The sequence below is a fragment of the Bradyrhizobium sp. 23 genome (genome assembly GCF_023073295.1).
Classification (GTDB): domain Bacteria; phylum Pseudomonadota; class Alphaproteobacteria; order Rhizobiales; family Xanthobacteraceae; genus Bradyrhizobium; species Bradyrhizobium canariense_D.
Genome location: NZ_JADPJF010000014.1, coordinates 16,442 through 42,233 on the forward strand (window position 1 = coordinate 16,442; position 25,792 = coordinate 42,233).

The 25,792-nt window shown below is 64.0% G+C and carries 24 protein-coding genes and 2 pseudogenes; 15 read left to right on the forward strand and 11 right to left on the reverse strand.

What is annotated here, in order from left to right; all coding sequences use genetic code 11:
- The 7 genes and pseudogenes from IVB32_RS02210 to IVB32_RS02240 all read left to right on the forward strand — a co-directional run.
- Positions 1–1,502, forward strand: a pseudogene (locus tag IVB32_RS02210) (chromosome segregation protein SMC); the annotation flags it as partial.
- A 60-nt stretch (positions 1,503–1,562) separates the two neighbouring features.
- Positions 1,563–2,543, forward strand: a complete 981-nt coding sequence (locus IVB32_RS02215; RefSeq protein ID WP_247372679.1) for a small ribosomal subunit Rsm22 family protein — start codon at positions 1,563–1,565, stop codon at positions 2,541–2,543.
- Between the two features lie 138 nt (positions 2,544–2,681).
- Entirely contained in the window at positions 2,682–3,242 is a 561-nt protein-coding gene (locus tag IVB32_RS02220) for a LemA family protein (protein ID WP_085352637.1), read from the forward strand.
- A 32-nt stretch (positions 3,243–3,274) separates the two neighbouring features.
- Positions 3,275–4,519 carry a M48 family metallopeptidase gene (locus tag IVB32_RS02225; RefSeq protein WP_204513839.1) on the forward strand — a complete coding sequence of 415 codons (1,245 nt, stop codon included), beginning with the start codon at positions 3,275–3,277 and terminating at the stop codon, positions 4,517–4,519.
- A 205-nt stretch (positions 4,520–4,724) separates the two neighbouring features.
- The gene (locus IVB32_RS02230; protein ID WP_018454934.1) at positions 4,725–5,480 is read left to right on the forward strand and encodes a hypothetical protein; all 756 of its coding nucleotides are present in this window, start codon (positions 4,725–4,727) and stop codon (positions 5,478–5,480) included.
- A gap of 60 nt (positions 5,481–5,540) precedes the next feature.
- Positions 5,541–6,209: a hypothetical protein gene (locus tag IVB32_RS02235; RefSeq protein WP_204513838.1), complete on the forward strand. Its 669-nt coding sequence runs from the start codon at positions 5,541–5,543 to the stop codon at positions 6,207–6,209.
- Between the two features lie 86 nt (positions 6,210–6,295).
- A pseudogene (locus IVB32_RS02240) lies at positions 6,296–6,506 on the forward strand (hypothetical protein).
- Positions 6,507–6,529: 23 nt separating this feature from the next.
- On the opposite strand, the gene IVB32_RS02245 reads toward IVB32_RS02240, so the two are convergent.
- The 5 genes from IVB32_RS02245 to petA all read right to left on the reverse strand — a co-directional run bounded on the left by IVB32_RS02245 (position 6,530) and on the right by petA (position 13,043).
- Positions 6,530–7,069, reverse strand: a complete 540-nt coding sequence (locus IVB32_RS02245; protein WP_007595035.1) for an adenine phosphoribosyltransferase — start codon at positions 7,067–7,069, stop codon at positions 6,530–6,532.
- A gap of 12 nt (positions 7,070–7,081) precedes the next feature.
- Positions 7,082–9,244, reverse strand: a complete 2,163-nt coding sequence (locus IVB32_RS02250) for an anthranilate synthase component I (protein ID WP_204513836.1) — start codon at positions 9,242–9,244, stop codon at positions 7,082–7,084.
- A 314-nt stretch (positions 9,245–9,558) separates the two neighbouring features.
- Entirely contained in the window at positions 9,559–10,233 is a 675-nt protein-coding gene (locus IVB32_RS02255) for a dienelactone hydrolase family protein (protein WP_008134159.1), read from the reverse strand.
- 144 nt (positions 10,234–10,377) lie between these two features.
- Positions 10,378–12,450: a cytochrome b/c1 gene (gene fbcH / locus IVB32_RS02260; RefSeq protein WP_018454938.1), complete on the reverse strand. Its 2,073-nt coding sequence runs from the start codon at positions 12,448–12,450 to the stop codon at positions 10,378–10,380.
- Between the two features lie 62 nt (positions 12,451–12,512).
- Positions 12,513–13,043 (reverse strand): ubiquinol-cytochrome c reductase iron-sulfur subunit, encoded by a 531-nt coding sequence (gene petA / locus IVB32_RS02265; RefSeq protein WP_026232845.1) that lies wholly within the window; start codon positions 13,041–13,043, stop codon positions 12,513–12,515.
- 278 nt (positions 13,044–13,321) lie between these two features.
- Between petA and IVB32_RS02270 the strand changes: the two genes are divergently transcribed.
- The 6 genes from IVB32_RS02270 (at position 13,322) to IVB32_RS02295 (ending at position 17,049) form a co-directional block, all read left to right on the forward strand.
- Positions 13,322–13,780 (forward strand): tRNA (cytidine(34)-2'-O)-methyltransferase, encoded by a 459-nt coding sequence (locus tag IVB32_RS02270; RefSeq protein WP_018454940.1) that lies wholly within the window; start codon positions 13,322–13,324, stop codon positions 13,778–13,780.
- A gap of 28 nt (positions 13,781–13,808) precedes the next feature.
- A complete protein-coding gene (queE, locus tag IVB32_RS02275; RefSeq protein ID WP_018454941.1) occupies positions 13,809–14,441 on the forward strand; it encodes a 7-carboxy-7-deazaguanine synthase in 633 nt (210 codons plus the stop codon).
- 17 nt (positions 14,442–14,458) lie between these two features.
- The gene (locus tag IVB32_RS02280; protein ID WP_247357255.1) at positions 14,459–14,824 is read left to right on the forward strand and encodes a 6-carboxytetrahydropterin synthase; all 366 of its coding nucleotides are present in this window, start codon (positions 14,459–14,461) and stop codon (positions 14,822–14,824) included.
- Between the two features lie 4 nt (positions 14,825–14,828).
- Positions 14,829–15,728, forward strand: coding sequence for an oxygen-dependent coproporphyrinogen oxidase (hemF, locus tag IVB32_RS02285; protein WP_231188796.1), 900 nt, complete (start codon positions 14,829–14,831; stop codon positions 15,726–15,728).
- A complete protein-coding gene (locus tag IVB32_RS02290; RefSeq protein ID WP_247372676.1) occupies positions 15,725–16,471 on the forward strand; it encodes an HAD family hydrolase in 747 nt (248 codons plus the stop codon). The genes hemF and IVB32_RS02290 overlap by 4 nt, the downstream gene beginning before the upstream one ends.
- 371 nt (positions 16,472–16,842) lie before the next feature.
- A complete protein-coding gene (locus IVB32_RS02295) occupies positions 16,843–17,049 on the forward strand; it encodes a DUF2158 domain-containing protein (protein ID WP_018454945.1) in 207 nt (68 codons plus the stop codon).
- 112 nt (positions 17,050–17,161) lie between these two features.
- On the opposite strand, the gene IVB32_RS02300 is transcribed toward IVB32_RS02295, so the two are convergent.
- Entirely contained in the window at positions 17,162–18,235 is a 1,074-nt protein-coding gene (locus tag IVB32_RS02300; RefSeq protein ID WP_247372674.1) for a TauD/TfdA family dioxygenase, read from the reverse strand.
- 391 nt (positions 18,236–18,626) lie between these two features.
- On the opposite strand from IVB32_RS02300, the gene IVB32_RS02305 reads away from it, so the two are divergent.
- Positions 18,627–18,842, forward strand: coding sequence for a hypothetical protein (locus tag IVB32_RS02305; RefSeq protein ID WP_018454947.1), 216 nt, complete (start codon positions 18,627–18,629; stop codon positions 18,840–18,842).
- Between the two features lie 99 nt (positions 18,843–18,941).
- Here IVB32_RS02305 and IVB32_RS02310 read toward each other — a convergent pair whose 3' ends face one another.
- Positions 18,942–22,691, reverse strand: coding sequence for a LuxR C-terminal-related transcriptional regulator (locus IVB32_RS02310; RefSeq protein WP_247372671.1), 3,750 nt, complete (start codon positions 22,689–22,691; stop codon positions 18,942–18,944).
- A gap of 41 nt (positions 22,692–22,732) precedes the next feature.
- On the opposite strand from IVB32_RS02310, the gene IVB32_RS02315 reads away from it, so the two are divergent.
- Positions 22,733–23,152: a nuclear transport factor 2 family protein gene (locus IVB32_RS02315; protein ID WP_231188813.1), complete on the forward strand. Its 420-nt coding sequence runs from the start codon at positions 22,733–22,735 to the stop codon at positions 23,150–23,152.
- A gap of 50 nt (positions 23,153–23,202) precedes the next feature.
- On the opposite strand, the gene IVB32_RS02320 is transcribed toward IVB32_RS02315, so the two are convergent.
- The 4 genes from IVB32_RS02320 to IVB32_RS02335 form a co-directional block, all read right to left on the reverse strand.
- Positions 23,203–23,970 carry a sulfite exporter TauE/SafE family protein gene (locus tag IVB32_RS02320; RefSeq protein ID WP_247372668.1) on the reverse strand — a complete coding sequence of 256 codons (768 nt, stop codon included), beginning with the start codon at positions 23,968–23,970 and terminating at the stop codon, positions 23,203–23,205.
- Positions 23,967–25,223: a CCA tRNA nucleotidyltransferase gene (locus IVB32_RS02325; RefSeq protein WP_247372665.1), complete on the reverse strand. Its 1,257-nt coding sequence runs from the start codon at positions 25,221–25,223 to the stop codon at positions 23,967–23,969. Before IVB32_RS02325 ends, IVB32_RS02320 begins: the two co-directional genes overlap by 4 nt.
- 9 nt (positions 25,224–25,232) lie before the next feature.
- Positions 25,233–25,496 carry a DUF6111 family protein gene (locus tag IVB32_RS02330; protein ID WP_018454951.1) on the reverse strand — a complete coding sequence of 88 codons (264 nt, stop codon included), beginning with the start codon at positions 25,494–25,496 and terminating at the stop codon, positions 25,233–25,235.
- Positions 25,493–25,792: CoA pyrophosphatase (locus IVB32_RS02335; RefSeq protein WP_247409675.1), on the reverse strand; the 300-nt coding region annotated here is incomplete at its 5' end. The genes IVB32_RS02335 and IVB32_RS02330, both read right to left, overlap by 4 nt.

The following is a 25,792-nucleotide window of genomic DNA, read 5'->3' on the forward strand; positions in this document are numbered from 1 at the left end:
GCCAGGCGCTGGAGAACGCCGAGGCCGAGCTGCAGATGGCCGCCAGCACCGAAGGTGCGAGCCGCGAAGCCTGGCGCGCCGCGCAACGCGAGCTCAACGTCGCGCGCGAACGCCATGCTACGGTCGAACGCGAGATCAGCCGCCATGCCGCGCGCAAGGCGACGCTGTCGGAAGCGCACAGCCGTCTGGCCGCCGACCGCGCCGAGGCCGAAGCCGCCTACGAATACGCCGAAGCGGGGATCTCCGAGCTGCCGTCGAGCGAGGACACCGAAACCCGTCTCGCCGCCGTCCGCAGCGACATCGAAGGCCATCGCCGCATGGCCGCTCAGGTCCGCGCCGAGGCACAGGCGCTGGCGCGCGAAGCCGAGCTGGCCGACCGCCGCGTGCAGGCGATCCTCGCCGAACGAACCGAGTGGCAGAACCGCAAGGAGAGCGCGGCCTCCCACATCGACACCATCCAGGCCCGTATCGCCGAAGTCTCGATCGAGCGCAGCGATCTCGAGAACGCGCCAGCCGTGTTCGCAGAGAAGCGCAGCGCGCTGATCACCGAGATCGAATACGCCGAAAACGACCGCCGCATGGCCGCCGATGCGCTCGCCAGCGCGGAAACCGCGATGGCCGAAACCGATCGCGTCGCCAAGCTGACGCTCGAGGCGCTCTCCAGCTCGCGCGAGGCCACCGCCCGCGCCGAGGAGCGCATGGAAAGCGCGCGGCGCCGACTCGATGACATCGAGCGCGAGATCCGCGACATGCTCGAAGTCGAGCCGCAGGCCGTTGCCGGGCTCGCCGAGATCGAGCCCGGCGCCGAGCTGCCGCCGCTGCACGACATCGAGGAAGACCTCGAAAAGATGCGCCGCGATCGCGAGCGCCTGGGCGCGGTCAATTTGCGCGCCGAGGAAGAGCTGCGCGAGGTCGAGACCCAGCATAATGGTCTGGTCACCGAGCGCGACGACCTCGTCGAGGCCATCAAGCGGTTGCGCCAGGGTATCCAGAGCCTCAACAAGGAAGCTCGCGAGCGGCTCCTGACCTCGTTCGAGGTCGTCAACAACCACTTCAAGCGCCTGTTCGTCGAGCTGTTCGGTGGCGGCGAAGCCGCGTTGCATTTGATCGAGAGCGATGACCCTCTTGAAGCCGGCCTCGAAATCATCGCCAAGCCGCCGGGCAAGAAGCCGCAGACGCTATCGCTGCTCTCCGGCGGTGAGCAGGCGCTGACCGCGATGGCGCTGATCTTCGCGGTGTTCCTCACCAATCCCTCGCCGATCTGCGTGCTGGACGAAGTCGACGCGCCGCTCGACGACCACAACGTCGAGCGCTATTGCAACCTGTTGCACGAGATGACCGCCTCGACCGACACGCGCTTCATCATCATCACCCACAACCCGATCACGATGGCGCGGATGAACCGCCTGTTCGGCGTCACCATGGCCGAACGCGGGGTCTCGCAACTGGTGTCGGTGAACCTGCAAGAGGCGGTGGACATTCTCGACCAGAACGTGGCGTGAGTCCGCTCCCGTCACGCACCTATTGACGTCGTCATCCGCGCAAGCGGATGATGACCACGAATGATGATCTCACCCACCCTCCCCGCCGAACTGAAAGCGGCCCTCGACGGCAAGCTCCAGGGGTTCTCGCGCGCCGACGCTGCGCAGCGATCGCAGAAAATCTCGACCACCTATCGTGCAGGGGGCGGCTCCGGCACGATCAAATCCGAGGCCGATGCGCTCGCCTATGCGCTCGCGAGGATGCCGGCGACCTACGCTGCGGTGGCGGCAAGTCTGAATGCGCTGACCGAGGTCGCACCGGACCTCGGTCCGGAAACGCTGCTCGACGTCGGCGCAGGTCCGGGCACCGCGAGCTGGGCCGCTGCGGAAGCTTTTCCGTCGCTGCAATCCTTCACCCTGCTCGATGCCAACGCCACGCTGAGCCGTCTCGCGCTCGAACTGGCGCGCGACAGCACGCGTCTGGCGAATTGCCGCTATCTGCCGGGCGATGCCGGCGCGAACCTCGCTGAGGTTTCGCAAGCCGATCTCGTCGTCGCGAGCTATGTCATCGGCGAGCTCAGCGAGGGCGATCAACGCAAGCTCGCGGAAGCGATGTGGGCGAAAGCGCGCCACGTGCTGGTCGTGATCGAGCCCGGCACGCCCGCCGGCTACGCCCGCATCCTCACCTTGCGCCAGCAACTGATCGCGGCAGGCGCCTATGTCGCCGCACCCTGCCCGCACGAAAAGCCGTGTCCGCTGACGGCGCCCGACTGGTGCCATTTCTCCCAGCGCTTGCCGCGCTCGCAGGCTCACCGCCAAATCAAGGGCGCCGAGGTGCCGTTCGAGGACGAGCGATTCATCTACGTGGCGCTAACCCGTAGGCCTCCCGCCACCCGCGCCGCGCGCGTGTTGGCGCCGCCGGATCTCGGCAAGCCCGAGATCACGGCAAAGCTCTGCACCGAGCAAGGCGTCGAACTCGCCAAGGTCCCACGGCGGGACAAGGTCGCCTATGCAAGCGCCCGCCGCTGGCGCTGGGGTGATGCCATCCTGTCCGAAAGTTAACCTGCTCCGGCGCTTTCGCCTTGAACTGGGATAGTCCCTCATCCGACCAAGTCTTACCTCTCTTCTGTACCGGGCTCTCGCTCGGCGCCAATTTGGTCTACCCTAGCGCCCGCCTTCTTCCCCCTTCAGGAGTTCTCCATGTCGACCGGCTGGATCGTTCTCGGCGTTATCGTCGTCCTCGTGTTCTTTGCCTTCGCCGCCTACAATCGGCTGGTGGCGCTGGGCCAGCGCGTCGGCCAGGCCTTTGCCGACGTCGACGTGCAGCTCAAGCAGCGCCACGATCTGATCCCGAACCTGGTCGAGACGGTGAAGGGCTATGCCTCGCATGAGCGCGGCACGCTCGACGACGTCATCAAGGCGCGCAATTCGGCGATGTCGGCGCAGGGACCGGCGCAGGTGTCCGCGGCCGAGACCCAGCTCTCCGGCGCGCTCGGCCGACTGATCGCGCTGTCGGAGGCCTATCCCGACCTCAAGGCCAACGCCAATTTCCAGCAGCTCGCCAGCGAGCTGTCCGATCTCGAGAACAAGATCGCGGCCAGCCGACGCTTCTTCAACAGCGCGGTCCAGGAATACAACACCGGCATCCAGCAGATGCCGGCAGCCTTGTTCGCCGGCATGTTCGGCTTCACCAAAAAGGACTTCTTCGATCTCGGCGCCAGCCGCACCGAGGTCGAGGCCACGCCGCAGGTGAAATTCTGAGTTGAGCCGATAGGCCGGCAGGGCATCGCGTCATGGCCGCGTATGGTCTCTACACGCACATCGCCTCGAACAAGTTTCGTTCGATGCTCCTGCTCGCCGGTCTGTTCGCGCTGGTCTACGTGCTGGTCTATGCCGGCGCGCTGATCGCCGAAGTCGTCATCAATGGCGACGAGACCGTCCTCCATTATCTGAGACGCGCCTTCTATGATCTGAAAGTCGCCGCACCGGTTGCGACCGTCGTGGCAGCGACCTGGATCGTGATCGCCTATTTCTTCCACCAGTCGATGATCGATGCGGTGACCGGCGGCCACGACGTCACCCGGCAGGAGCAGCCGCGGCTCTATAATCTGCTTGAAAATCTCTGCATCTCGCGCGGCATCACGATGCCGAAGCTGAAGATCATGGAAAGCCCGGCGCTGAACGCGTTCGCGACCGGCCTCAACCCGCGGCAATATTCGGTCACCGTCACCACCGGTCTCCTCAATGCGCTGGACGACCAGGAAATCGAGGCGGTGCTGGGTCACGAGCTGACCCATATCAAGAACGGCGACGTGCAGCTCATGGTGGTCGCCGTCATCATCGCGGGCGTGGTCGGATTCTTCGGCGAACTGTTCTTCCGCCTGTTCACGAATTTCAGCTGGAGCTCCGGCTCCGGCGGCTCGTGGTCGTCGGGCTCCTCCTCGTCACGATCGTCCTCGTCGTCGAGCGACAGCAAGAGTTCGGGCGGCGGCGCGGTGATCGTCATCATCATCGCGGTCGTGCTGATCGTGGTGGCCTGGCTGTTGTCTCAGGTGGTGAAGCTCGCGCTGTCGCGCTCGCGCGAATATCTCGCGGACGCAGGCTCCGTCGAGCTGACGAAAAACCCGGACGCCATGATCTCGGCACTGCGCAAGATCGAGAACCGCGGCGAGCTGCCGGGCGCAACCTCGGCAGTGATGGAGCTCTGCGTCGACAATCCGCGCGAGGGTTTTGCCGATTTGTTCGCGACCCACCCCTCGGTGCAGTCGCGGGTCGACGCGTTGGTCAAGTTCGCCGACGGCCATGATCCCGGCCCGCTGCCGCTTTCCGCCGACGAGGCCGAGGAGCCAGACACGCAAGCCGACCAGCAGGGCGTCCGACCGCCACCGCGCCAGGGGCCCTGGAACGACGTAGGCGGCGCGGCCAGTCCGCCGCCCCTGCCCGCACCCAGCTCCGCCGGAACCGCCAGCAGCAACCCGATAGGCAATCGAGTAAGCAATCCCTTGGGCAATTCCTTGGGTCCTTGGGGCCGCCATTGAGCGTGATTTGACGCCATGCCCGGCAGAATTCGTCGTGCTTGGGAAAAACGTCGGGAATTGCCGTAACTGGGCCCTGCGGAATTGAATTCTCCCTTGTTTCTGCCATGTTCGCGCCCAACAGCAGACTTGGGACATGTCTGCGACATCGATTTGGGGCCCATCCGATTGCAACCTCGCGATCGGGGGCGCGCGTTAGGGGACAGCAATGGCAAAGCCGGCAGTGGTTGTGGTGGGCGCGGACAAGGGTGGGGTCGGCAAGACCACGGTGTCGCGCACCCTGCTCGATTATTTTTCCGCCAACAACGTGCCGACGCGCGCCTTCGACACCGAATCGCCGCGCGGAACCCTGAAGCGCTTCCATCCTGACATCACCGAGATCGTCGACATGACGACGACGTCGGATCAGATGAAGATCTTCGATACGCTCAACGCGACGAGCCCGTCGGTCACCGTGATCGACGTCCGGGCCGGCCTGCTCTCGCCGGCGCTCGCCTCCTTGCGCGACATCGGATTCCTCGACGCCGCCAAGGCCGGCCAGATCACCTTTGCCGTGTTCCACATCCTCGGACCCTCGATCGCCTCGCTGGACGAGATCGCCGAGACCGCGGGCTTCATGGGCGGCGCGAAATATTTCCTGGTGAAGAACTTCATCAACGATACTCAGTTCTTCCAGTGGGATCAGTCGACTTACCAATCGTATTTCAACCGCATCAAGGACGCGACCGAGCTGACCATCCCCAAGCTCAACGAAATGGCCTATGAGCAGGTCGAGGTGTCCTCCGTCCCATTCCTGAAATTCGTCGCCAACAAGGGCGTCAACGACGAGGCCGCCAACTACTCCTTCGTGCTGCGTGGTTATGTCCGACACTGGCTGGCGAACGTCTGGAGTGAGTTCGATCGGATCCGGCTGACCGATATCGTCGGCTCGACGAAATCCGGGGCCCGCAACAGCGAAAAATAGTTGCGCAAGCCGGGCGGATACGGCTGGATTGGTCGCCAAGTTCGACTGATATAGCTATCGATGCCCGCAACGCCCCTCTACATCATTTGCTCGCCCCGTCCGCAGGTCGGCAAGACCCTGCTGGCGCGGCTTTTGAGCGAATTTTTGCTGCTCAAGAACGGCAACGTCGTGGCCTTCGACGTCAACCTGAAGGAGCCGTCGCTGCTCGACTATCTGCCAACGATCACCGAGACCGCCGACGTGATCGACACCTACGGCAAGATGCAGCTGATGGATCGCGTCATCGTCGATGACGGGCTTGCCAAGGTGATCGACCTCGGCTTCCACGCCTTTGACGAGTTCTTCAAGATGACGGAGGAGATCGGCCTGTTGAAAGAGGCTGCGCGCCGCCACGTCGCGCCGATGATCCTGTTCGTCGCCGACACCGACCGCGTCTCGGCCCGCGCCCACGAGATGCTGCGCGAACAGATCCCGCGGATCAACCTGATCACGGTGGACAACGAGCACATCGTGCGCGGCGAGCTGCCGGAAGCGATGGCCGGCGGCCGGCTGCTGCGCCTGCCGGCGCTGCCCGGATTCCTGAAGACCTATATCAGCCGCCTGAATTTCTCCTTCACCGGCTATCTTCGCCAGGAGAAGGATGCCTCGACCGAGCTGCACCAATGGACCCGGCGCAATTACCTCGCCTTCCGCGAACTCGAGCTCAGCCTGATCCTGCAACGGTCCTGAATATTTTACCCGGATAATATTGACGCCGAGCGACGTTGCGGTTACTGAGTGTACGCACCATCGTTCCTCAGCAAGGCCTCTTCACCGTGAGCATCGACCGTAAAGCAGCAATCGCCGCCTATAAGGAGCGGAAGACCGTTGCCGGCATCTACGTCGTCCGCTGCGCGGCCTCGGGCAGGCCTGACACTCGGCGAATGCGAGCGGCTGAAAGATGAGGCGAGCGACTATGTCAGGAATGCGCTCCTCAAAGAGCGCATGCTGCATTGGCTGTCGGAGCTAACGGCCGAGCCGATCTGAACGTCGCCAGCCGTGCCGTGCCCTCAGTGCCCCTCGAACGTCATCAGCGTGCGCACCGGCACGTCCATCGCGCGCAGCTTGGCGGCGCCGCCGAGATCGGGCAGATCGATGATGAAGCAGGCGGCGACCACATTGGCGCCGATCTGGCGCAGCAGCTTCACCGCACCTTCCGCGGTGCCGCCGGTGGCGATGAGGTCGTCGACCAGGATCACACGCTCACCCGGCTGAATGGCGTCGACATGCATCTCCATCTCGTCGATGCCGTATTCGAGAGAGTAAGCGATCCGCACGGTGGTGTGCGGCAGCTTGCCTTTTTTCCGGATCGGCACGAAGCCGGCCGAAACCTGGTGCGCCACCGCGCCACCGATGATGAAGCCGCGCGCTTCCATGCCAGCGACCTTGTCGATCTTGTTGCCGGCCCAGGGATTGACGAGTTCGTCGACCGCACGGCGGAACGCACGCGCATCTGCGAGCAACGTGGTGATGTCGCGGAACAAGATCCCGGGTTTCGGATAGTCCGGGATGGTGCGGACGCTCGCCTTCAGATCATGGTCAAAAGTCATGGTGCCTCTCAATCAGCGCGACGCATCCAGGCGGAACGCGTTCTCGACAATTCGTAAGCCCACCTCGCCGCTCAGCGACATCAGCGATTCCGGATGGAATTGCACGCCGGCGACCGGCAGGGTCTTGTGCTCGAGCGCCATGGCGACGCCGTCCTCGGTGCTGGCGGTGACGGATAGCACCTCCGGCATGCTGTCGCGCTCGACATACAGCGAGTGATAGCGGCCAATGACGATCTCGTTCGGCAGATTGCGCATCAGCCGCCCGCCACGTACCTGAACCCGCGAGGGCCGGCCATGGGCGGGATGCGTGAGCTGCCCGAGCTCGCCGCCGAAATACTCGCCGATCGCCTGGACGCCGAGGCAGACGCCGAACACCGGCAGCTTGTCCTCCAGCGCCGCGTCGATGGTCTTCTTGATCCCAAAATCCTCGGGCCTGCCCGGCCCTGGCGACAGCACCAGCAAATCCCACCGCTTCTGCTTGAGCATGTCGAGCGCATGCACATGGCGGACCACGGTGACGTCGGCGCCGACCTGGCGGAAGTAATCGGCCAGCATATGGACGAAGCTGTCGTCATGGTCGATCAGCAGCACCCTCTTGCCGCTTCCGGTCGCATCGGGCGCAAAGGCCGACAGCGGCTTCGGCGGATCACCGCGCAGCGCCTGGAATAGGGCGGCGGCCTTGACCTGGCATTCGCGGTCCTCGGCGGCGGGATCGGAGTCGAACAGACAGGTGGCGCCGACACGCACTTCCGCGAGGCCCTCCTTCATCCGGATGGTCCGGATGGTGAGGCCGGTGTTGATGCTGCCGTCGAAATTCACCGCCCCGATCGCGCCGGCATACCAGCGGCGGGGCGAGCGCTCGTGATCCTCGACGAACTGCATCGCCCAGAGTTTTGGTGCGCCAGTGACGGTGACGGCCCAGGCGTGGGTGAGAAAGGCGTCGAGCGCATCGAAGCCGGGACGCAGCATGCCTTCGACATGGTCGACGGTGTGGAACAGTTTTGAATAGGTCTCGATCTGCCGGCGCGCCAGCACCTTGATGGTGCCGGGAACGCAGACGCGCGCCTTGTCGTTGCGGTCGACGTCGGTGCACATGTTGAGCTCGAACTCGTCCTTCTCGGAGTTCAGGAGCTGGCGGATCTGCTCGGCATCGCCGATCGCATCGGTACCGCGCGCGATCGTCCCCGAGATCGGGCAGGTCTCGACCCGGCGTCCGTCCGAGCGCACGAACATTTCCGGAGAGGCCGAGACGAGAAATTCGCCCTCGCCGAGATTCATCAGCGCGCCGTAGGGCGACGGATTGATGACACAGAGCCGCTGGAACACTTCCGCCGGCGAGCGGTCGCAGGGCTCGGCGAAGAGCTGCCCCGGCACCGCCTCGAACAGATCGCCACGCGCAAAGGCAGCGCGCGCGGTCTCGACAGTGGCCTGATATTCGCCGGGGGCGTGATCGGCAAAACCCTGGCGCGGTGTCTTGAGGTAGGGGCTCTCGGCGGTCTCGTGCGGCAGGCCCGCGGTGGACTTGCCCTTCCACGCGAAATCGTATGTGAGCACGACGCCGCGGCCGGTGGCGCGGTCATAGGCGAGCAGGCGATCGGGGACGTAGAGCACGATGTCGCGCTGGTCGCTCTCGCGCGCGCGCTTCTGCACGAGGTCCTCGATCTGGAACACGAGATCGTAGGCGAAGGCGCCGAACAGGCCGAGCACGCCGTCGTCATTGGCGGAGAAAGCGGCGACGAGATCGCGCACCAGCGACATCACGCTGGCGCGCCGCGTGCGCTGGTCTTCGTCGATCGGGGCTTCGCCGCGGATGATATGACCGGCAAGGCGCGTCGGCGTCGTCTCGGAGATCACGACGCAGGGTTCGCGCAAGACGTCGGCGAGGAAGGCGATCAGCACCTCCCCGCGCGCGTTCAGCGCTTCCAGCTTGAAATTGACGCCGGTGGTCTCGAGCTTGAGCGGCGGATCGGAGAAGCCGAGGTCAAAACTCTCGTAGCGGCCGGGCACGGTCGTGCCCGACGACAGCACCACGCCGCGGCGGCGGTCGAGCAGGCTGACGAGATCGTCGAGCCGGTTGGCGCCGCCGGAAAACTGTTCCGCCACGCGCGTGATCGCAAGCCCCGCGCGGGTCACGTAGTCGCTTCGAGCCGGAAGGGCAAAGACGGTCCTGTTCATGGGGTCCTCTTACGAAACTTGTCGAGGGAACGCCACACAGGACAAACGATCAGGCCGCCGCACTGCGTGGGCGACCTCAGACGATTTTGGGAGAATAAATCGCACCGGCCACCTCTCAGGAGGTGCGCCACCAAAGACGGGATGGGCGGACGGCGGTGCTCATGGGCGGATACTCACCATGGCGCGGGGACGACGTCAAGGCTGGCTGGGCTGGCTGCTCAACGCCGATCACCACAGTCGTCCCGGCGAAGGCCGGGCAATTGCGCACCAGGCCGGGGCGACACTGAAATGGTAGCGCGACTGGCGCAGCACACCTACCCCAGATGCTTCCTGAAAAACTCCGTCGCCCTGCCCCAGGCGAGCTCGGCGGCTTCCCGGTCGTGCACGGCCTGGCGCTGCTCGTTGACGAAAGCGTGCTCGGCGTCATAGCGGAACAGCTCCAGCGACTTGCCGGCGGCCTTCATGGCCTTTTCGAAACCGTTGACCAGCTCCGGCGTGCACCAATCGTCCTTGTTGGCGAAATGGGCCTGAAGCGGGATCTTGACGTCGGCGGGCTTGGCCGCCTGCTCTGGCGGGATGCCGTAGAACACCACGCCGGCGGCGAGCTCCGGCACATGCACCGCGCCGATGATGGTGACGGCGCCGCCGAGGCAGAAGCCGGTCAGGCCCACCTTGGCGCCGTTGCGCGACAGATATTGCGTGGCGCCGCGCACCGTCTGCGTGGTGGCGTCCATGAAGTCGAGCGAGTTCATCTCTTTGCCGGCGGCGTCGGTGTCGTGATACGGCACCACCTTGCCCTTGTAGAGATCTGGCGCCAGCGCATCGAAACCGGCGAGCGCGAAGCGGTCGCAGAGGCCCTTGATCTGGTCCGAAAGGCCCCACCATTCTTGGATCACCACCACGCCCGGCGCGTTGCCGCGCGCGGCATTGGCGAGATAGCCCGATGCGTCCTTGCCGTCCGGGCGCTTGAAGGTGATGGCGGTTCCCATGGTGTCCTCCGACGAGTTTTTGGGGAGCGGTTGGCGGCATTTTGGCGTTTGAGCGGGCGATAGGCAATCGCGCCTGACAACACACTCTCGTGCCCAACAAAAAAGCCCCCTTGCGGGGGCCTCTTCATTCTCGCCTCGGGCCCCTCAGTGCGAGTCTGCCCAGACCTTCTTCTTGGTGAAGTACATCAGGCCGGCGAAGATGATCAGGAAGATGAACACCTGGAAACCGAGGCGCTTGCGCGCTTCCATATGCGGTTCGGCGGTCCACATCAGGAACGTGGTGACGTCCTTGGAATACTGCGCGACAGTGGTCGGCGAGCCGTCGTCATAGGTGACCTGGCCGTCGCTGAGCGGCTTCGGCATCTTGATGGCGTGGCCCGGGAAGTACTTGTTGTAGTAGGAGCCCTCCGGGATGGTCACACCTTCGGGCGCCTTGTCCTCAAAGCCCTGGAGCAGCGCCGAGACGTAGTCCGGACCCTGCTCCTGATACTGGGTGAAGAAGTCGACGATGAACATCGGGAAGCCGCGGCCGTAGGAACGCGCCTTGGTGATCAGCGACAGATCCGGCGGCGCCGCGCCGCCGTTCGCCGCACGCGCCGCCTGCTCGTTCGGGAATGGCGAGGGGAAATAATCCGCCGGCCGGCCCGCGCGTTCGAACATGTCGCCGGCGTCGTTCGGACCATCCTTGACCTTGTAGTCGGAGGCGAAGGCTGCAGCCTGCGCGACCGAATAGCCGGGACCGCCGGCTTCCGCGAGATTGCGGAAGGCGACGTAGGACAGGCCGTGACAGTTGGCGCAGACTTCCTTGTAGACCTTCAGGCCGCGTTGCAATGCGCCGCGATCGTACTTGCCGAACGGACCGGCGAACGACCATTTGTTGCCCGGCGGCTTGTCGCTGCCTTCGGAGGCGCGCGCGCTGTCGGCTGAGCCCGCAAACAACGCGCCCGCCAGCGCAAGCACGATCGCGCTCGACACCATCGGCGTCGACCTGCTCCCGGTTTTGGCCAGGACGGCATCCGAGATCGAGTTCGGCACCGGACGCGGCTTCTCGATCCGCGAGAGCAGCGGCAGCACGATCAGGAAGTAGGCGAAATAGCAGAACGTCAGGACCCGGCCGGCGATCACATAGATGCCTTCCGGCGGCTGCGCGCCGAGATAGCCGAGCAGGATGCAGACCGCGACGAAGATCCAGAAGAACTGCTTGGCCAGCGGACGGTACTTCGACGACTTCGTCCTGGCGGCGTCGAGCCAGGGCAGGAAGCACAGGATGATGATCGCCGAGAACATCCCGATCACGCCCGCGAGCTTGTTCGGGATCGAGCGCAGGATCGCGTAGAAAGGCAGGTAATACCATTCCGGCACGATGTGCGGCGGCGTCACGCCCGGGTTCGCCGGAATGTAATTGTCGGCGTCGCCGAGATAATTCGGCATGTAGAAGATGAACCAGGCGTAGAGCAGCATGAAGCAGGAGACGCCGAACATATCCTTGATGGTTGCATGCGGCGTGAACGGAACAGTGTCCTTTTCCGTCTTGGGCTCGACGCCATCAGGGTTGTTCTGGCCGGAGACATGCAGCGCCCAGACGTGGAGCACGACGACGCCCGCGATCAGGAACGGCAGTAGATAGTGCAGCGAGAAGAAGCGGTTCAGCGTCGGGTTGCCGACCGAATAGCCGCCCCACAGGAGCGTCACGATGCTCTCGCCGACATAGGGGATGGCGGAGAACAGATTGGTGATGACGGTCGCGCCCCAGAAGCTCATCTGGCCCCACGGCAGCACGTAGCCCATGAAGCCCGTCGCCATCATCAGGAGGTAGATGATGACGCCAAGGATCCACAGCACCTCGCGCGGCTCCTTGTAGGAGCCGTAATAGAGGCCGCGCAGCATGTGGACGTAGACAGCGACGAAGAACATCGAGGCGCCGACGGCATGCATGTTGCGCAGCAGCCAGCCGTAATTGACGTCACGGACGAGCAGCTCGACCGACTTGAAGGCGAGGTCGGCATGCGGCGTGTAGTGCATCGCCAGGATCACGCCGGTCAGGATCTGGATCCCCAGCATGAAGGAGAGGATGGCGCCGAAGGTCCACCAATAGTTCAGGTTGCGCGGGGTGGGATAGACCACGAAGGAGGAGTGCATGAGGCCGAGGATCGGCAGACGTCGCTCGATCCATTGCAGGGCCGGATTGCTCGGCTGGTAGTCGGATGGTCCGCTCATGATGCGATCCTGAGGAAATAATACGACGAGACGGCGCGAAGCTTCGGACGAGGGCCCGAAGCTCAGCCGATCTGGATTTTGGTGTCCGAAACGAACTGGTACGGCGGCACCGGCAGGTTCGCGGGCGCGGGCCCCTGGCGGATGCGGCCGGACGAATCGTACTGCGAACCATGGCAGGGGCAGAAGAACCCGTCGTAATTGCCTTCATGGGCGATCGGGATGCAGCCGAGATGGGTGCATATGCCGATCACGACCAGCCATTGCTCATGGCCGGACTTGACCCGGGCCTCGTCGGACTGCGGATCGGGCAGGCTCGCCACGTTGACGGCGCGCGCCTCGTCGATCTGCTTCTTGGTGCGGTGGCTGATATAGATCGGCTTGCCGCGCCAGAACACCTTGATGTCCTGCCCCTCGGCAACCGGGCTGAGATCGACCTCGATCGGCGCACCAGCGGCGATGGTCGACGCATCAGGATTCATTTGGGAGATAAAGGGCCAGAGCGCGGCTGCGCCCCCTACTGCTGCAGCTGCCCCCGTTGCAACGAATAAGAAATCACGGCGTGTCGGATGGTCCGCCGAAGACGCTGTCGTCACGATTCCAACCCTTTCTTCTTATGCAGCCGGCGGAACCGCTCCGGGAGCCCCCAAGGTCCCCAGAACAGCCTGCCGGCGCCCGCGGCCCCCCGCGGCGGCAGAACTTCGCGTGCCCCCACCAAAACAAGGCGAAAACAGCAGTCCAGAATCGTTCTATTGGCACCCTTGCCGGGCGAGCGCAAGCCCGCTATCGGCGCGGGAGCGTGCAATGCACGAATTCCGCGGCTAGCGATGTTTTATTGAGACATTTCCGGCCCGCACCGAACCCGGCACCGCCCATGCAGATAGCGCTTTTCCAACCCGACATCCCCCAGAACACCGGCACGATTCTCAGGCTCTGCGCCTGTCTGGGCATGGCCGCCCATATCATCGAACCGGCGGGCTTCCCGGTCTCCGACCGGCATTTCCGCAGGGCGGGAATGGACTACCTCGATCAGGTCAGCATCGTCAGGCATGACTCCTGGTCAAAGTTCGAGCAATGGCGGGCGGCGCAAGGCGCTCGCCTGCTGCTGTTCACCACCAAGGGGGCGACCGACTACCGCGATTTCCGTTACCAGACGGCGGACATCCTGCTATTCGGGCGCGAGAGCGCCGGCGTCACCGAGGCGGTGGTCGAGGCGGCGGACGCGCGGCTGGTGATCCCGATCGCTCCGGGGCTGAGGTCGCTCAATGTCGCCATGACCGCGGCGATGGCCGCAGGCGAAGCGCTGCGGCAGCTCCGGAACCCGCAAGTTTAATATGTTGAGGTATGTTGAGGAGAGACGGTTGAGTTACGCGGTCAAGGAAATCTTCCTGACCTTGCAAGGCGAAGGCGCCCATGCCGGGCGCGCGTCCGTGTTTTGCCGTTTTGCCGGCTGCAACCTCTGGAGCGGGCGCGAGGCCGACCGTCAGGAGGCCACTTGCAAATTCTGCGACACCGATTTCGTCGGCACCAACGGCACCCTCGGCGGTCGCTATGGCTCGGCCGCGGAACTCGCAGACACCATCGCCGCGCAATGGACAGCCTCCACCGAAGACCGCTATGTGGTGCTCACCGGCGGCGAGCCGCTGCTCCAGGTCGATACCGCGCTGGTCGACGCGCTCCATGCCCGCGGCTTCGAGATCGGCGTCGAGACCAACGGCACCATCGCCCCGCCCGAGGGGCTCGACTGGATCTGCGTCAGCCCAAAGGGCGGCAGCGATCTGGTGATCCGGCGCGGCCACGAGCTGAAGCTGGTCTATCCGCAACCGCTCGCCATGCCGGAGGCCTTCGCGGATCTCGCCTTCGAGCGCTTCTCACTGCAGCCGATGGACGGGCCCGAGGTCGCCCAAAACACCGCGGGCGCCATCGACTATTGCCTCAATCATCCGCAATGGCGGCTCAGCGTGCAGACGCATAAGTCGCTTGGTATCAGATAGGATTGGTTTTCGAACAGATGTGGGAATTGACGAAATCGTTTCGCTTCGAGGCGGCGCACTCATTGTCGGGAACGACGTTCGGCGCGGATAGCGAAGAGATCCACGGCCACTCCTTTCGCGCCGAGGTGACGCTGCGCGGCACGCCCGATCCCAAAACCGGCATGGTGGTCGATCTCGGCCTGGTCCAGCGCGCCATCGAGGATGTGCGCATGACGCTGGATCACAAGTACCTCAACAAGATCGAGGCGCTGGGCACACCGACGCTGGAAAACCTCTCGCGCTTCGTCTGGGAGCGGCTGGCTCCTATCGGCAAGCTCACCCGCGTCAGCATCCACCGCGACAGTTGCAACGAGAGCTGCACCTATTACGGTCCGCAGGGCTGACGAAATGACATCCACATTGGACCCGAGCTTGATCGAAGACCGCAAGACGCGCGCACGCGCCTGGTTCGAAGCCTTGCGCGACGACATCTGCGCGAGCTTCGAGCGGCTGGAGGACGATGCCCCCGAGAGCCTTTATCCCGGTGAGGCCGGCCGCTTCAAACGCACACCCTGGCAGCGCACCGATCATACCGGCGCGGCCGGCGGCGGCGGCGTGATGTCGATGATGTCAGGCCGCCTGTTCGAGAAGGTCGGCGTGCATTGCTCCACCGTGCACGGCGAATTCGCGCCAGAGTTTCGCGCGCAAATTCCGGGCGCGGCGGACGACCCGAAGTTCTGGGCCTCCGGCATCTCGCTGATTGCGCATCTGCGCAATCCGCACGTGCCGGCGGTGCACATGAACACGCGCTTCGTCGTCACCACCAAAGCCTGGTTCGGCGGCGGCGCCGATCTTACGCCGGTGCTCGACCGCCGGCGCACGCAGGACGATGCCGATAGCATCGCCTTCCACGCCGCAATGAAACAGGCCTGCACGCAGCCGAACGGCATCGCCGATTACGACAAGTACAAGAAGTGGTGCGACGAGTATTTCCACCTGCCGCACCGCAAAGAGGCGCGCGGCATCGGCGGCATCTTCTACGACTGGCACGACAGCGGCGACTGGGACGCCGACCTCGCCTTCACCCGGGACGTCGGTCGCGCTTTCCTGAAGGTCTATCCCGACATCGTGCGGCGCAATTTCGCGACAAGCTGGACCGCGGAGGATCGCGAGGAGCAATTGATCCGGCGCGGCCGCTATGTCGAGTTCAACCTGCTCTACGACCGCGGCACCATCTTCGGTCTCAAGACCGGCGGCAATGTGGATTCGATCCTGTCGTCGCTACCACCGGTGGTGAAGTGGCCATGACGACGATGAAGCCCGCGATGAGACCGCTCCCGCGCGCCATGCTAATCGACATGGACGACACCATCCTGTCGGCCTATGCGCGGCCCGAGATCGCCTGGAACACGATCACAGCGGAGTTCGCCGAGGAACTCGCGCCGCTGCCGCCGCAACTGGTCGCGAGCACCGTCCTGGCCTTCGCGAAGAATTTCTGGGCCAATGCGGACGCTTCGTGGCGGCTCAAGCTCGCCGAAGCCCGGCACCTCACCGTCAAGGGCGGTTTCACCGCGCTCGCGGCCGCCGGTCATCGCGCCCTACCCGACGACCTCGCCATTCGTCTCGCCGACCGCTTCACCGTCTATCGCGAGGAGGAGATGTTCGTCTTCCCCGGCGCGCATGACGCCATCGACAGGCTCAAGGCGCTCGGCATCAAGCTCGCATTGGTGACCAACGGCGCCGCGGACACCCAGCGCGCCAAGGTCGAACGCTTCGAGCTGGCGCACCGCTTCCACCACATCCAGATCGAGGGCGAGCACGGTTTCGGCAAGCCCGAGGAGCGTGCCTATCTGCACGCGATGGAGGCGCTCGGCGTCACCGCAAGAGACACCTGGATGATCGGCGACAATCTGGAATGGGAAGTCGTGACGCCGCAGCGTCTCGGCATCTACTCGATCTGGATCGACGTGCATGGCGACGGCCTGCCCGAAGGCTCGATCGTCAAGCCCGACCGCATCATCCGCTCGCTGACAGAACTGGTGCCGGACTGACTGCAATCGGGGTGCGCAAACAAAAACGTCGAAAACAACCCCATGCACAGTAGACGGCCGCAGCAAAATCAAGGACTTGCGGCAAGCGCAAACTGCGGATCTGACGAAATCATTTGCGCCGTCGGGCAAAACAGGCGCATGGTGTCATGGTCGCGACGCACGGGACGGAAGAGCCCTTGTGCCATCCATCGAACAGGCACCATTGCCTCTCGTGATGGGATCGCTCCGGCCTAAAGCTCTCTGATCGACGTTTCAGCAGTCTGGCCGGCGGATGCGCGCTACCGCAACACATCCACTGACCGAGTAGCCCGTGATCGGCATGTCATGCCGGTTTGCTAGCTTCGCCGTCAATCAACCCGAAAGGACCATCCATGGAACTAAAAGCCGGCGATATCGTCATGCTGAAATCCGGCGGGCAGCCGCTCACCGTCGCGGACGTGAAGGGCGACGACGTGATCTGTCTCTGGATGGGCGCGGAGGGCGATCTGTTTCGCGAGACGCTCCCGCTTGCGGTGCTCGAGCACCTGGAAGAGCTCGACGACGAAGACGAGGATGAAGACGACGAAGACGAGGAGTAAGCGCGGCTGAGGCCGCGTCCTCATTAGGTCGGGGTGCTCGGCTCCGCCCAACTTGGTGTCCGCTCCTCTGTCCATATCGGCACGAGAGCGGACATCGCTGGATGCTCGAACGTCAATCCAACGGAACGTTCAAACTGGTCCCTTTGGTGATGATGCCGCCACGGTTACCGATCTCGATCGAGCCATAGCGCTGCTTGAAGCAATCGGGCAACGGCCGGTCGCCTTCCATGCTGAGCCAAAGGCGCAATAAATGACGCTTCTGGCCTGCATCGGGCCAATCGCGGAATCCGGTCCGGTCATGCAGCAAGGCATGATTGTAAACGAACTGCATGTCGCCCGGCTGAAGCCGCATGCCGAAATGCAGCGCGGGATCATTTGCGAGCGCGTCAAAAAGATCGAGCGCCTCGACGTGAGCCGGCGTCAGTCTCGGCGCATCGGGAAAGCGCTGCGCACTATCGATATATTGGCGCTGATAAAACCCGGTCAGGAACCCCGCATGCCAATTCAGCACCGGGATTTCAAGATATGGCTTTTCGTTCTCCGGCACCTCGCCTCGTCGGTCCGTCGCGATCGGATCAAACAAGAGAGCGGCAAGGTCGGGACGTCTGTCAAACATCTCGTTGTAGATTGTCGTCGTACTGACAAGGAGAGAATCCCCTCCCTCCCTCGCCTCGCGAATGCATAACAATCCAACCACGTCGGACGAATCCGTGTGGAATGTTTGCCGTTCCGAGGTTTGATAAATTCGGGTGTTCGGATCCTTCGCATCAGCGCCTGTGTCACGGACGTGACCGAGAATGTGGCCCGCTGCATTCTGAGACCGCGCCGATCCAAGATGGGCGCCCACTCCGCAAAAGATCGTAGCGGCAAACTCCTGACTGTATTTTGCCACTGGGAGGCCGCGGATCACTTCGAAGCCCAAGCCGACCAAAAGCCTTTTCTTGAGCTCTTCCAGATGCGCGCCGAAGTACGGAAGCGGAAAGCTTTCCTTCGTGATCTCGGCGATTTTTTTGTTGCTGCCAAGATATGTTTCAGCCGCGCCCTCGAGTTCGGCGATCTCGCCGGCAGCAAGTGATATCAACCATCGATCGGGATTGGCTTTCATCTCAGCGCCCTCCCAGGCGGACGGGATATCGACCTTCCCTGAAGGGCGATGGATCCCGCTGGGCACTGAGACCACATTCATGGTGTTGGTTCCTGAGGGAGATTGAACGTCAGACATCGGCGCGGACGATCGACGATATTGTGCCGACCGCTTGTTTGCAACTTGGCTGAGGCGCAGCCCTGAGCCGAGTGCATCGCCGCCGACAACGGGTGCGCTCGCTTGACGAGATCCGTTCCGGGCAGTTGGCGATCCGCTTCCGCCAAGGGGATCGGTTAACAAACATGGCCTCTCGTGCGATCGATCAAAGCCCGGGAAAAAATGGCATCAGCCGGAACGTTCGCGAAGCTGGCTGAGTTAAAAGCCATACGCGTCGCGCTGTGGTCATAGCCGCACCGCGCGCCCGATAAAGGCCCTGCACGAAGCGAAACCTACTCTGCGGCGTGCTTCGCAGCACGGCCGCGCGAGGATCGCGATGTACACGACGGCGATATACGATGAGCTGAGGCAGATCGAGCGCGACGTCGTCGAAGGAGAACGCCGGCTCGCCGAGCAGGAGGCGCTGATCATCGAAATGAAGCGCCAGAACGAGGACACAACCAAAGCTGAAGGCGAACTTGAACGGATGCGCATGGAGCAGCGAGGTCGCGATCAGGATCGGCAACGTCTGCTCTCACGGCTGCAACCCTGAACAACTGCTCCCCATCAGGCTGATCCGCCAAAGGCGTCGCGTTCCTGAGCCGTGGCTACGGTGACAGTTGCCATTTTCGGTCAATGACGATGCAGCGGTTCAGATCAGCAAATCATGATGCGCAGGTAGAATCGCTTGGTGCGGGCTGTTGGTGCCGTGATCGTCCGCGTGTCCGTTCAGTGCATGAGGGACGAGCTTGACGTTGAACCCGAGGCCTTCTTCCTGACCGGGCGGAACGTGCGCATCCAGCGGATGATTGAACTCTTTCAGTCCGACTATCTCGACGAAAGCAGAAGGAGCTACGCCGCTATCGAACCGGAATACCGGTCCCTGGTCTGCGCCGCCGGTTTCGAACGCAGCCTTGGCCGCGTGTGCGTCGTCTGCGATTGCTGCAGATTGCGCAGCGTGCTGCGAGTTACCGTGGTCCACGGTGGCTGGTTCTGCTGTCTTCACGGTCCCCGCAGCCTGCGAAGCCGAAGAGGGATGCTCGGCGCCATCGCCGGCGCCGTTGCCCGGTTTGCCTCCGTGTTCCGTCGATTCCGTGCTTGCCGCCTTTGCAGATCCTGGCTCCGAAGCGCGTTGCGAGTTGCCGTGGCCCGCGCTGGCGGGCGTTGCGGCGGCCGGATCGATCGCTGCTCCGTCCAGCGGGCTTGCAGCGGCTGAGTGCCCGGATTTTCCGTGTTCCGCGCCGTCTGGTTCTGCCGTTGTCGCTGGTGTTTGCGCGCCTTCGGAAGCCGAAGCGTGATGCTCGCCACCACGGTCGGCGGCGTTGCCCGCTTTGGAGCCAGCTCCAGTCGATTCGCTGGCTGCCGCCTTCGAAGATTCTGGTTCTGAAGCGTGCTGCGCATTGCCGTGACCCGTGCTGGCGGCCGTTGCGGCGCCCGGATCGATCTCGGTTGCGTCTGGTGCGTTTGCAGCGGTTGAGTGCCCGGATTTGCCGTGTTCCGCGCCGTCTGGTTCTGCCTTCTGCGCTGCCCCTCCCTGAGCCTCCGGGTCCTTATCGTGATGCTCGGCGCCATTGCCGACGCCGTTGCCGGGTTTGCCCCCATCTTCCGTCGACCCCGTGCTTGCCGCCTTTGCAGATCCTGGCTCCGATGCGTGCTGCGGGTTGCCGTGGCCTGCACCGGCGGCTATCGCGGCGCCCGGATCGATCTCGGCTGCGTCCGGTGCGTTTGAGGCGGCGGAGTGTCCGGATTTGCCGTGTTCCGCGCCGCCTGGGTCGGCCTTCTTCGCTGGCCCTCCCGGAGCTTCCGAAGCCGAAGCGTGATGCTCGGCGCCATTGCCGACGCCGTGGCCCGCTTTGGAGCCAGCTTCAGTCGATTCGTCGGCTGCCGCCTTTGCAGACCCCGGCTCCGAAGCGTGCTTCGAGTTGCCGTGACCCGCGTCGGCGGCCGTTGCGACGTCCGGATCGGTCTCGGCTGCGTCCGGTGCTTTTGCAGCATTTGAGTGCCCGGCTTTGCCGTGTTCCGCGCCGTCTGGTTCTGCGTTCTTCGCTGACCCTCCTGGAGCGTCCGAGGCCTTATCGTGATGCTCGGCGTCATGGCCGACGCCGTTGCCCGGTTTGGAGCCAGCTTCAGTCGATGGCTCCGAAGCGTGCTGCGAGTTGCCGTGCCCCGCGCTGTCGGCGGTTAGGACGCTGGGTTGGCCGATCTCGTTGGGCCCCGTCGACGAAACGCCGTTGCCCGCATTGATCGGACCATTGTTCGATGCGACATTTGCCGCTGCCGGGGCCGTCGCGCTATGAGCAAGCTCGATGGATGATGCGTGAGCCGACGCGGCAGACGCACCATCGCTCTCTTCCGTTGCATCCGCCGACGCGTCGCTGGAGCTTCTGAGCCTCGTCGACGTTCCCAAGCCGGTCCGGGCCTGCCCGAAATGGAAACCCGAGCCGTTGTTGGCCAGAAGGGCCCAGGCTCCAGCCGTCCCGAGCGTGCTCTCGCTCCCCTCGATACTGGTTTGGACATGATCCTTCGTCAGAGCGGCCTCATCGGTTGCGATCGCCGGTATCAGCGCGGCTTCGAGCTGCTCCAAGGTGGTCGCAACAGCCGCGCCATCTGGCTCGGAGCCGACATCCGCCTCCGCAACGGCCACGATCCCCTCGAGATGGATTTCCAGCAGGCCGCGATCGCCGATATCAAGGATATGATCGGTCGCATTCACATAGACGATCGTCTCGTTGCTTGCGGAGTCGTAGACCCAGGCGAGTGTATGTGGCGGTATAGACTTGGTTGCCGCCGTCATGTGCAGCCAGGCAAGCGCTCCGAAAGCCGCAAGATTGATCCTGCCCGGCCCAGATGCGAAATCGAACACGGCGTCGGAAGAGGTCGACTTGAACTGGTTAGACTCGGAGTCAATCGGGGAGCGATAAACAATTTTTTCAACGTCGCCGCCCCCGCCGACACCGGCATCGTGACCAGGGTCCGCGCCAACAAATTTATGGAGATTGTCACCCGCATCGCCCGGGCCCTTTTCGCCCAGAGCGCCTTCAGCGAGGTTGCCGTTTCCAGTGGTCACAGCGGCGAAAGACAGGCGGACATCGTGCGAAAGGAAACCCGGGGCTGAATTGTCGGCATGATTGGCGGCAGCATGGGTGATCGCGGCCAGTTTTGTGGTCGCACTCTCTTCAGTGACGGCCAGGATGCTGTCGATCGACGCTTGACGAAGGTCATGCGCGTGGGCGGCGAGATGGGGATCCTCCAGTGCGTAGATCAACGCACCGGTGAGAATAGCAAAGTTGCCATACCCTCCATGCATCGACATCGCATTGGAAAGAAGCCGCGGGAATTGATGTTCCGGGGCCGGGTCAACTCCGACCTGTATGTCGTTTGCTCCTCGCAGTAAGGGCACGGGAAGATCGGGCGCGCCCGATCCAGCAGGAGCGTGGTGCGTCCACGCTTTCGCGCCCCCGGATTGCTCGGCCGCGCGTAGCGCTTCCATTGCCGCCGCCGGGTTGGTGATTTGGGCGGCCTTGGCGAACAAGTCTCTCTGGGCCTGCGTGGGCGGCTCGCCGGATTCCCAGACGACGAGGTGCCGGAGAATCCCTTTTTTCCAGGGCTCGTACCCCGCGTGCTCGTCCACGTGGCCGACGCCGTTCTCATCCGGGAAGATGTCGTTCGCTTCCGACGCCTTGAGTTCGTCCGCAATTGCGAGCGCCAGAAATGCCAGGGAGAGCGCGGCCAGGCCGGAGGGCCGTTGCAGCAATGCGATGGTCGCGAGCACAGTTCTGTTGGTGATCTCAAGCTTCTGGAAAATATTGTACAGGTGGACCTTGACCGTCCCGTCGGAAACGTTGAGCTGACGCGCGATCTCCTTGTTCGACATTCCTTCCGCCACGAGTCGTGCGATTTGACGTTCCCGTTGCGTCAACAGCTCCAGCATCCCTTCGACTTTGCTATCGCCGTCCGCCTCCTTGCCGGGTGCGGAGAGATCGGACTTCTCCAGTGCCACGCCGCTCTTCGTCATCAGCCGCAGCGATCGCAGCATCGTGGCGGGAGAGGCATACTTCGAAATTGCGCTGCAGGCGCCGGCTGTGATGGCTGAAGTCAGATCGTGGTCGGTATCGGACTCGGTGAAGAACACCAGGCGCGTGGAGAGCTTCTCCGCCTTCACAATCGCGAGGATCTCGGAGACCGTCAGATCCGGCACCTTGTCGGCAAGAAGCGCGACGTCAGGTGTCAGCTTCCGAATTGCTTCGAGGCAGCTTGTCCGATCGCTGGACGATGCGACAACGTCGAAGTCCGGCTGCGTCCCGAGGACCGACCTCAGTCCCTGCAGAACGATCGGCTGTGGATCGACGATCACGAGCCGGATGGGCTTGAGTATCCCCTGCCTGGCGGACGTGTCCAACATCGACTTTGGCCCTCGGCCCGGTCCCCTATGTCGTTCGCCATATGGCCGTGCCCGGGTGGGATATTAAAATCAAAAAAGGCCTGGCGGTTCCAGAGCCTGACCCAGATTTGGACGCGATGCGAGTGAAAAATATGTCCTTTGACCCGATGGCCGTTGCGGTCGACTGGCTTGATGCCTATCGCGCGGGCGATATCGAAGCGATTTTGGAACTTCATGCCGAGGATGCCGTGGTCCACTGCGGCTGCGCCGGCGGCCAAACCATCACCGGCCGCGAAGCACTTCGTGCCTATTGGGTCGATCACCTCCGGAAATATCCGGCAGGCACGTTGGATGATCTCAATCCCTGGCGCAACGACGGCACCATTATCTCGTACCTCACCAGTGCTGGCGTCATGAGTGCACTTTTGGCATTTGACGCCGCCGGCAGGATCAAGGAACTGGACTGCAGTCCCTCACACTAGACCCGCGGCGTGAACCAAACTGGCAGCGGGACAGCGCCACATCCGATTGATTAGATGAGCTGCCTCGCCGCAGCCGAGATCATCACTACGCCGCCGGTGATCACCGCGACGTCGAGGATCGCGGTGTGGATGTGCACCGGCATCCGCTCGACGAAGGCTTTTGCCAGGAACGCGCCGGGGATTGCGATTGCTCCGATCAGCAGCGCAAAGGCGAGCACCTGTGCGGTCACGGCGCCGGCGAGGCCGAACACCGAGATCTTGATGAGGCCGGTGCCGAGCGAGATCATGGCATCGGTCGCGATCACGGCCGCGCCTTCCAGGCCCGCGGCCATCAGCAGCGACAGCAGGATCACGCCGGAGCCGGAGGTGCCGCCGACCAGCACGCCATAGCCGACCGAGCCGGCCGCAAGCCCAGTGTCGCCGATCTTGACCTGGCGGCGGCGGAGCACACGGCGCAGCGGCACGCTCAGGATCAGCATGGAGCCGATCACCAGCGCCGCGCCCGCATTGGTCAGCCGTGTGTAGCCGTAGGCACCAAGCGCTGTCGTCAGTGCCGCACAGGCCAGCACGATCAGCGCGCGGCGGCGATCGGCATAGCGGAGATAGGCGAGCGCGCGGCTGGAATTGGTGAAGATCGCGGAGATCGCGATGATCGGCACCACCGGTTCGGCGCCGACGAGAGGCACCAGCACCAGCGGCATCAAGGCGCCGGTGCCGTAGCCGGCGAGACCACCGATAATCGAAGCAAACAACGCCATCAACGCGACCAGCAGGAGCTGAAAGGTCGAGATGTCGGCGAAGCCTGAGACGATGGTCACGTTCTCTCATCGCGGCTGACGCGTGCCGCAGCTTGATCGGCGATGGAAGCGAGCGCGGCTTCCTCTAGGGGAAAATCCGCCGCAAGCCAAGCGTCCTCCGCGAGCGTCAACACATGTCCGAGCGAGGGTCCTTCCGCCATGCCGCGCGCGATGAAGTCGGCGGCGCGAAGCGGAAATTTCGGCGCAGTCCAGCGCTGCGGCAGCTCGGCGAGCGCACGCCATCGCGACGAGCCGACGTCACCGCCGGCTCTCGCCCAGCCCAGCAACACGCGATCGTGATAGCGATCCGCACCGAGCCGGTAGAGCAGCCGCCGCGCATCGGCTTCGCCCTTGGTGGCCAAGCGCCACCAGCGGTGCCCCATCGAATCCAGCGCCTTGGTTTCCGCATTGGAGAGCCTCAGGCGCGTGGCGACGCGCTTGGCGTCTTCAGTCACCGCGACCGTCAGCGCGGCGAGGCGCCGCGTGCTGCTTGCGGTGAGGCCGAGCTCGCGCTCGATCGCGATCATCGCCGAGAGCGGCCCGGTATAGGCGACGCCGCCGGTCAGCGCCTGCAGCAATCCGCCATCGGCCATCGCAAGCGCGGCGGCGGACGCGCCGGGAGCGACCAGAAGCTTCAGCGTCTCGATGCGCAGCCGCTCGGCCGAGAGGCTCGCGAGGCCGGCGCGTCCCCGGATGCAGGCGAGATAGCCGTCGCGGTCGGGATCGCCGGCGCCGAAGGCGGCGTGGATGCGGAAGAAGCGCAGGATGCGCAGGAAATCCTCGGCGATGCGCTGGTCGGGATCACCGATGAAGCGCACGTGCCGCGCGGCCGCATCCGCGATGCCTCCGACGTAATCGTGGACGACGCCGTCGGCATCGACCGAGAGCCCGTTCATCGTGAAGTCGCGGCGCTCGGCGTCCTTCACCCAGTCGCGGCCGAACGCGACCTTGGCCTTGCGGCCGAAGGTCTCGGTATCCTCGCGCAGCGTCGTGACTTCATACGGCTGGCTGTCGATGACGAGCGTGACGGTGCCGTGGTCGATGCCGGTCGGAACGGCCTTGATGCCGGCGCTCTTGGCGCGCCGTATCACCTCGTGCGGGAGCGCCGTGGTCGCGATGTCGATGTCACCGGGCACGAGGCCGAGCAGCGCGTTGCGCACGGCGCCGCCGACAACCCGCGCCTCCTCGCCATCCGCATTGAGCAATTGCAGGACGCGCGCGGTGCCGCCCGAAATCAGCCAGGGCGCATCGGCGAGCATGGGCACCGCGCTCATCGGCCGGCCCTATCTTTCCACGCCCGGCACGAGCTTGCCGTTCTCGACATGGGCGGGGACATAGGTCGAATCCGGTGCGGCGCCGGAGAAATGCGCAAAGCCGATCAGCCCGGCGATCACCAGCACGAGCGCCGCCAGCATGAGACGCGCGACGATGGTGATCGGCCAGGACGATTGCACGAACAGGCCGGAACGCGTGGCGGCCAGGAACAGCGCATAGACGGCAAAGGGAACGAGGAAGATTCCGATCTCGGTCAGGATCGGCCGAATCATGACGAATAGATCCGCTCATAGAGCACACGGAGCATGCCGGCCGTCGCGCCCCAGATGTAGCGTTCGGCAAACGGCATCGCGTAGTAGGACCGCTCCATGCCGCGGAATTCCTTGCTGTGCACCTGGTGGTTGGCCGGGTTCATCAGGAAGGATAGCGGCACTTCGAACGCATCATCAACCTCGGAATGGTTGATCGTCAGCTCAAAGCCCGGGCGCACCCTGGCCACCGTCGGCAGGATGCGGAAGCCGAAGCCGGTGCCGTAGAGATCGAGATAGCCGATCGGCTCGACGAAGTC